Origin of the sequence: Methylomonas rivi (genome assembly GCF_024505165.1) — a bacterium.
GTDB classification, from domain to species: Bacteria; Pseudomonadota; Gammaproteobacteria; order Methylococcales; family Methylomonadaceae; genus Methylomonas; species Methylomonas rivi.
This window is the reverse complement of record NZ_JANIBK010000170.1, coordinates 1-7,101: the sequence shown is the minus strand read 5'-3', so window position 1 is coordinate 7,101 and position 7,101 is coordinate 1. Positions and strand designations below refer to the sequence as shown.

Sequence of the window (7,101 nt, the reverse complement as noted above, 5' to 3'; positions counted from 1 at the left end):
AACCAAGCCGGCTTTTTATCGTTTCCCTAAAGCCGATGTGTTGCGTTAGCGCTTCATGGAATCGAAAAACTCGGCATTGGTTTTGAAGTCTTTTAATTTGCCCAATAAAAATTCCGATGCCGCCAGTTCGTCCATCGGTTGCAGAATTTTGCGCAGAATCCAGGTTTTTTGCAGTTCGTCCGGATCGACCAGATATTCCTCGCGGCGGGTGCCGGAGCGGTTGATGTTGATGGCGGGGTAAACACGTTTTTCGGCGATTTTGCGTTCCAGATGCAATTCCATGTTGCCCGTGCCTTTAAACTCCTCGAAGATTACTTCGTCCATGCGGGAGCCGGTCTCCACCAGCGCGGTGGCGATGATGGTCAAGCTGCCGCCTTCCTCGATGTTTCTGGCGGCGCCGAAAAAGCGCTTGGGTTTTTCCAGCGCGTTGGCGTCCACGCCGCCGGACAGCAATTTGCCGGACGACGGCACTACCATGTTGTAAGCACGCGCCAGCCGGGTAATGGAGTCTAACAGGATGACCACGTCGTGTTTGTGTTCGACCATGCGGCGGGCTTTTTCGATCACCATGTCGGCCACTTGCACGTGGCGGGAGGCCGGTTCGTCAAAGGTGCTGGAGACCACTTCGCCGCGCACGCAGCGCTCCATTTCAGTGACCTCTTCCGGGCGTTCGTCGATCAGCAGCACGATCAGATAGCATTCGGGATTCTTTTCCGCAATCGCATGCGCAATACTTTGCATGATCATGGTTTTACCGGCCTTGGGCGGCGACACGATCAAACCCCGCTGGCCTTTGCCGATAGGCGCGATCAAGTCGATGATGCGGGCGGTCAAGTCTTCGCTGGTGCCGTTGCCTTGTTCCAAACGGAAGCGTTTGTTGGCGAATAAAGGCGTCAGGTTGGAAAAGGAAATTTTGTTTTTGGCGTGTTCGGGCGATTCGAAATTGATGCTTTCCACCTTGAGCATGGCGAAATAACGCTCGCCTTCCTTGGGCGGGCGGATTTTACCGCTGACCGTGTCGCCGGTGCGTAAACCGAAACGTCTGATTTGGCTGGGCGACACATAAATATCGTCCGGCCCGGCCAGATAGGAGCATCCGGGCGTACGCAAAAAACCGAAACCGTCTTGCAGTATTTCTAAAACCCCGTCCCCAAAGATATCTTCGCCGCTCTTCGCCTGTTTCTTCAGAATGGCGAAAATCAATTCCTGCTTTCGAGCTCTGTCGATATTTTCTAACCCTAAGGATTCGGCGATGGCAATAATTTCGGTGGCTTGTTTAAGTTTTAACTCGGTAAGATTCATAAGGGTTATGGGAAAAGAAGAAAAGCAAAACGGCATGAAACCGTTTATGGCAGAGGTGGTTGTTGGAAAAAATTACGAAGACTATGGATGCGTAAGGAGCAAGCGTGAACGATTTTAGCGCAATAACCGGACTTATCAAAACGTTTTGTTGAAAAGTCCGGTTATCGGGAGCGTAATGCTAGATGTTGCTATCGATAAATGCGGTCAATTGCGATTTGGTGAGAGCGCCCACCTTGGTCGCCTCCACTTCGCCGCCCTTGAACAGCATCAGCGTCGGAATACCGCGCACGCCGTAATGTTGGGGAGTTTTGGGGTTTTCGTCGATATTCAGTTTGGCAATGGTCAATTTGCCTTGATATTCAGCCGCAACTTCATCCAGAACCGGTGCAATCATTTTGCAGGGACCACACCACTCCGCCCAGTAATCTACTAACACCGGACCGTTGGCTTTAATAACCGTATCGTTAAAATCAGCATCCGATACATGAAGGACTAAGTCGCTCACGCCATTCTCCACTAGTTTACAAAGCCAAAACTATAGTAATGTCTACCCGTGATTGTCAATCGATTTCATCGAAACGGCTTTTTACGCTATGCTATCGGGCTATGAAAAGAGCACATCTGACGGAAACACGTTTTAGCAATCTGGAGCTTTCCGACTCCATCATTAAAGGCCTGAAGGAAGCGGGGTTCATCCAGTGCACGCCGATACAGGACAAATCGCTACCGCTGGCGTTGCGCGATAAGGACGTCGCCGGCCAAGCCCAAACCGGTACCGGCAAGACCGCTAGTTTTTTGCTGGCGACTTTTCAGCGTTTGATCAACGACGAAAGCGAACAGATTAAAAATCCCCGCGCCCTGATTTTGGCGCCGACCCGGGAACTGGCGATTCAGATTCATAAAGACGCGCTGGTGCTGGGCAAGTATTTGAATTTAAAGCTCGCCTTGATCTACGGCGGCACCGATTACCAAAAACAGCTCGACAAGCTCAAAACCAATGTCGACATCATTATCGGCACCCCCGGCCGCATCATCGACTTTTACAAACAGGGCGCCTTCACGCTGGATAATATTCAAGTCACCGTGATGGACGAAGCCGACCGCATGTTCGACCTGGGCTTCATCAAGGACATCCGTTTTCTGCTGCGCCGAATGCCGCCGCCGGAAAAACGCCTGAACCTGCTGTTTTCGGCCACCCTGTCGTACAAAGTGACCGAACTGGCCTACGAACACATGAACAATCCAGTGCTGATCCGTATCGAGTCGGAAGAGGTCACCTCCAAGGCCATCAACCAGATCGCCTATTGTCCGGCCAACGACCAGAAAATCCCGCTGCTGTTGGGACTGCTGAAGTACCATCAGCCGCAACGCAGCATCGTGTTCGTCAACACCAAGCGTTGCGCGGAACGGCTCGATGACTACCTGGAAGCCAACGGCTACCAGGTTGCCATGCTCAGCGGCGACGTACCGCAGGAAAAACGCCAGCGGCTGCTGAACGATTTCCAGGAAAACCGGGTTACTTTGTTGATAGCCACCGACGTGGCCGCGCGCGGCTTGCATATTCCCGACGTTTCGCATGTGTTCAATTACGACCTGCCGCAGGACGTGGAAGATTATGTACACCGCATCGGCCGCACCGCCCGTTTCGGCGCCAGCGGCGAGGCCATCAGCTTTATTTGCGAGGAATACGCGTATTCGATGCCGGACATCGAAGACTATATCGGCGAAAAAGTGCCGGTCACCGCGATAACCCCGGAATTGCTGGTCGAAGAGGTCGTCAAACCCCAGCGAAAAGAGCCTCGCGAACGAGTCGTTCCGCACGACAAACGCCCGCCGCGTCCGCGCCAGGATCGCAAACCCAGGGAATTTATACCTAAGCGGACGGATGAAGCCCCGTCATCAGCCCCCGAAAGTCCTCCGCTGCCGGAAACTCCGTAATTTGCCGAATGGGAGCCCGGCTATCGGGCTTGCTGATAGCCGCCAAATGCGCAATCCCAAAGCTTTGCGCCGAGCGCAAAACCGGTAAGCTGTCGTCGACCAGCAGGCAGCTGTGTTTTTCGAATACGTGGTTGGCCTGTAGCGTCCGCCAAAAGTCTTGCTGCTCCTTGGCCAAGCCGTAGTCGTGCGACGAAATAATCTGGTCGAAAAACCGTTGCAGACAGGTTTTTTCCATTTTCAGGCTCAAACTGTCGCGATGGGCGTTGGTGACCAATAACAGGCGGCGGCCGCTTGCGCGTACCGCATCCAAAAACTCGGTCACATGCGGATGTACGGCGATCAAGCCGGCCAATTCCTGCTTCAACCCGGCAATATTCAACTGCAATTCCGCGCTCCAGTAATCCAGGCAATACCATTCCAGGCGGCCTTCCATGGCTTTAAAGCGGGGCCGCAATTGTTGTTTGGCTTCCGCCAGCGAAAGTTGATGTAAATCGGCAAACCGTTGCGGCACAAATTCCTGCCAGAAATGATTGTCGAAATTCAAATCCAACAAAGTACCGTCCATATCCAGCAATACGGTTTCGATATTCGACCAATCCAGCATGTTTGTGCCCCATCCGTTATGTCCGATCATGATGGTAGCGAAAAAGCCGGGGCTTTGTCATCCCGCCTCTGTTACGATTAAGGCGTCGATAACCGCCCGATTGCGCCATGTCCCGGAAAATGCCCATTATTCACAGTAAGGCAGTGATTGCGGAAACCCGCCAATTCCGCATCGAAGTTTTGCAGCTGGAATTCAGCAGCGGCCAACAGCGCCAATACGAACGTTTGGCGCGCGGCGGCTCGAATGGCGCGGTATTGGTGGTGCCGATGCTGGATCACGAAACCGTCCTGCTGGTCAGGGAATATGCGGCCGGCCTGCATCGCTACGAACTAGGGCTGCCCAAGGGCAAAATAGACCCCGGCGAAGACAATCTGAACGCCGCCAATCGGGAGCTGAAGGAAGAAGTCGGTTACGGCGCCCGGCAGCTGCGGCATCTGCATACGGTATCCATGGCGCCCGCTTACTTGGAACATACCATAGACATTATTCTTGCCGAACAGCTTTATCCTGAAAAACTGGAAGGCGACGAACCGGAAGAACTGGAAGTGGTGCCCTGGAACATACACGAAATCGACAAACTGATGCGTAGCGGCGAATGCAGCGAAGCGCGTTCGATTGCCGCCTTGTATTTGACCGCCGCCTATCTGCGGGATAGGCCTATCCGGCAAGCAAAGCCTTGAAATAAGCCTGCCAGTCAAAATTAGGGCCGGGATCGTTTTTTCTGCCCGGCGCAATATCGCTATGTCCGACTATCCTGTCCCGACTTAATTTGGGATAGTGCTCAAGCAACAACTTGGTTACCTCGGCCAATCTTTGGTATTGCCGGTCGTTAAAGGCTTGATTCACCGACCCTTCCAACTCGATGCCGATGGAATAATCGTTACAGCGTTCCCGGCCTTGAAATTGCGACACGCCGGCGTGCCAGGCCCGCCGGTCGAAAGGGACGAATTGCAACAACTCGCCGTCCCTGCGTATCAACAAATGCGCGGAAACCTTGAGCCGGGCAATTTCCTGAAAATAGGGATGCGCATCGGGGTCCAGATTATTGCAAAACAGTTGCTCGATATAAACGCCGCCGAACTGCTCGGGCGGCAGACTTATGCAATGTATTACCAGCAGGGAAATGTCGGCGGCATCCGGTCTGGCATCGCAATTGGGCGAGGGCCGGAATAGGGCAATATCGATGCGATGCTCGAGAATGTTCATGCGATTCGAATAATCGTAAATCGGGTATTTTCCCATAACCCGGCATGCGCCAATAGCCTGACGGCGCTTCTCCTTGGTTTATAATGCTGCCATTTTAATACTTTCGCCCGGATACCCCATGAAATCGCAGCCCGCCTTGGCAGACATTGCCGCCTACCTTGCCGAAGACGTCGGCAGCGGTGATCTGACCGCCGGCATTATCCCGGAAACCGCCAACGCCAGTGCCCGCGTGGTGACGCGCGAAAACATGGTGTTATGCGGCCAAGCCTGGTTCGAAGCGGTATTCCAACAGCTTAGCAAGGACATCGCCATTGAATGGGCTTGCCGGGAAGGCGACGATGTGGTCGCCGGCAGCGTGCTTTGCCAACTGCGCGGCCCGGCCAGAGCCTTGCTGACAGGCGAGCGCACCGCCTTAAACCTGCTGCAAACCCTGTCGGCCACCGCCAGCGTGGCGCGCAAGTATGCGCAAGCAGTCGCCGGCACCGATTGTAAAGTTCTGGATACCCGTAAAACCATCCCCGGCCTGCGACTGGCGCAAAAATACGCCGTTCATTGCGGCGGTTGCGTCAATCATAGGATAGGCTTGTTCGACGCGATATTAATCAAGGAAAACCACATCATCGCCGCCGGCTCCATCGGCGCGGCGATTGCCAAAGCCAGGACGCTCGGCGATGTAATGGTGGAAATAGAAGTGGAAACCCTGGCGGAACTGAGGGAGGCTTTGCTTGCGCAACCCGACCGCATCATGCTGGATAATTTTTCCGTCGACGATTTGCGGCGCGCGGTGACGCTGAACCAAGGCAAAGCCGAACTGGAGGCATCCGGCAATATCAGCCTGGATACCATACGCGGCATTGCCGAAACCGGCGTGGACTATATTTCAATCGGCGCCTTGACCAAAAACATCACTGCTATCGATTTATCGATGCGGATCGAATTATTAGCCGCCTAAACGTTGCCGCTCATTGGCCGGTTTTATAAAAACCGGCCAATACTCAGGCCCATAAACCGTTTCGGCCTAGGGAAACGCTGATTAAATCCCCGCCGAGAGATGAGATAATAGAGTCTATCTGATCGTAGCCTGGACTAGCCGATGAACACACCGACCCAAACCAGTTTTGCCGAACTTGAATACGCCAGCAAAAAACGCCAAACCCGGCGGGAAAAATTTCTGGCGGAAATGGAGCAAGTGGTGCCTTGGGTCTTATTGTTAGCCAAGCTGGAGCCGCATTATCCGCAAAGTGGTCGCCGAGGCCGACAACCGATGCCCTTGAATCGCATGTTACGCATCCACTGCATGCAGCAATGGTTCAGCTACTCGGATCGTCAAATGGAAGACGCGCTGTATGAAATCGACAGCATCCGTCGTTTTGCCGGCTTCGGTAGCGTCACCGAAGCGCTGCCGGACGAAACCACCATTCTCAACTTCCGCCACTGGCTGGAAAAACATAAGCTGACCGAAGTCTTGTTGTCGACCGTCAACGACCATCTGAAAGATCAAGGCCTGTTGGTATCCAAAGGTACCATGGTCGATGCCACGATTGTTCACGCCCCCAGTTCAACCAAGAATCAAGAGCAACAACGCGACCCCGACATGCACCAAACCCGGAAAGGCAACCAGTGGTATTTTGGCATGAAAATCCACGTCGGCGCCGACGTCAATTCGGGTGCGGTGCACAGCGTGACTGTTACAGCAGCCAATACCGCCGACATCGTGGAATTGCCCAAGCTGCTGCGCGAGGATGATCAAGTGATCTTTGCCGACGCCGGTTACACCAGCGACGATTATAAAAAGGGTTCACGACAGCTGGGGCTAAGCTGGTGTGTCAACGACAAACGCAAGCCCGGCAAAAACCTATCGAGTAGCCAGCGTAAGCGCAACCGCAAATATTCGTCGGTCAGAGCCCGTGTCGAGCACATTTTTCGAATCATCAAATGCCAGTTCGGCTTTCGCAAGACCCGTTACCGGGGATTAGAGAAAAATACCGCCCAAGTGAATTGGCTGGTGGGGTTAGCGAATTTATATCTGTTGCGCCGCCAATTGAGGGCGG

The 7,101-nt window shown here is 53.7% G+C and carries 8 protein-coding genes; 4 read left to right on the top strand and 4 right to left on the bottom strand.

Annotated features, from left to right (window positions below; genetic code table 11):
- Positions 1–45: 45 nt before the first annotated feature.
- Together rho and trxA are read right to left on the bottom strand one after the other, a co-directional pair.
- Positions 46–1,302: a transcription termination factor Rho gene (gene rho, locus NP596_RS18725; protein ID WP_256616924.1), complete on the bottom strand. Its 1,257-nt coding sequence runs from the start codon at positions 1,300–1,302 to the stop codon at positions 46–48.
- Positions 1,303–1,480: 178 nt separating this feature from the next.
- Positions 1,481–1,807, bottom strand: a complete 327-nt coding sequence (trxA, locus tag NP596_RS18720; protein WP_013820898.1) for a thioredoxin TrxA — start codon at positions 1,805–1,807, stop codon at positions 1,481–1,483.
- Positions 1,808–1,908: 101 nt separating this feature from the next.
- Between trxA and NP596_RS18715 the strand changes: the two genes are divergently transcribed.
- On the top strand, positions 1,909–3,240 hold the full coding sequence (locus NP596_RS18715) for a DEAD/DEAH box helicase (protein ID WP_256616923.1): 1,332 nt from the start codon (positions 1,909–1,911) through the stop codon (positions 3,238–3,240).
- Here NP596_RS18715 and yrfG read toward each other — a convergent pair.
- Positions 3,176–3,844, bottom strand: coding sequence for a GMP/IMP nucleotidase (yrfG, locus tag NP596_RS18710; protein ID WP_256616925.1), 669 nt, complete (start codon positions 3,842–3,844; stop codon positions 3,176–3,178). The two genes, NP596_RS18715 and yrfG, sit on opposite strands and share 65 nt — an antisense overlap.
- Positions 3,845–3,951: 107 nt before the next feature.
- On the opposite strand from yrfG, the gene nudE reads away from it, so the two are divergent.
- Positions 3,952–4,524, top strand: coding sequence for an ADP compounds hydrolase NudE (gene nudE / locus NP596_RS18705; protein WP_256616922.1), 573 nt, complete (start codon positions 3,952–3,954; stop codon positions 4,522–4,524).
- Here nudE and ampD read toward each other — a convergent pair.
- Positions 4,502–5,050 carry a 1,6-anhydro-N-acetylmuramyl-L-alanine amidase AmpD gene (ampD, locus tag NP596_RS18700; RefSeq protein WP_256616921.1) on the bottom strand — a complete coding sequence of 183 codons (549 nt, stop codon included), beginning with the start codon at positions 5,048–5,050 and terminating at the stop codon, positions 4,502–4,504. The genes nudE and ampD overlap by 23 nt on opposite strands.
- Positions 5,051–5,168: 118 nt before the next feature.
- Between ampD and nadC the strand changes: the two genes are divergently transcribed.
- Together nadC and NP596_RS18690 are read left to right on the top strand one after the other, a co-directional pair.
- Positions 5,169–6,002 (top strand): carboxylating nicotinate-nucleotide diphosphorylase, encoded by an 834-nt coding sequence (nadC, locus tag NP596_RS18695; protein WP_256616920.1) that lies wholly within the window; start codon positions 5,169–5,171, stop codon positions 6,000–6,002.
- A gap of 141 nt (positions 6,003–6,143) precedes the next feature.
- A partial coding sequence (locus NP596_RS18690) for an IS5 family transposase (RefSeq protein ID WP_256616919.1) occupies positions 6,144–7,101 on the top strand: 958 nt, incomplete at its 3' end.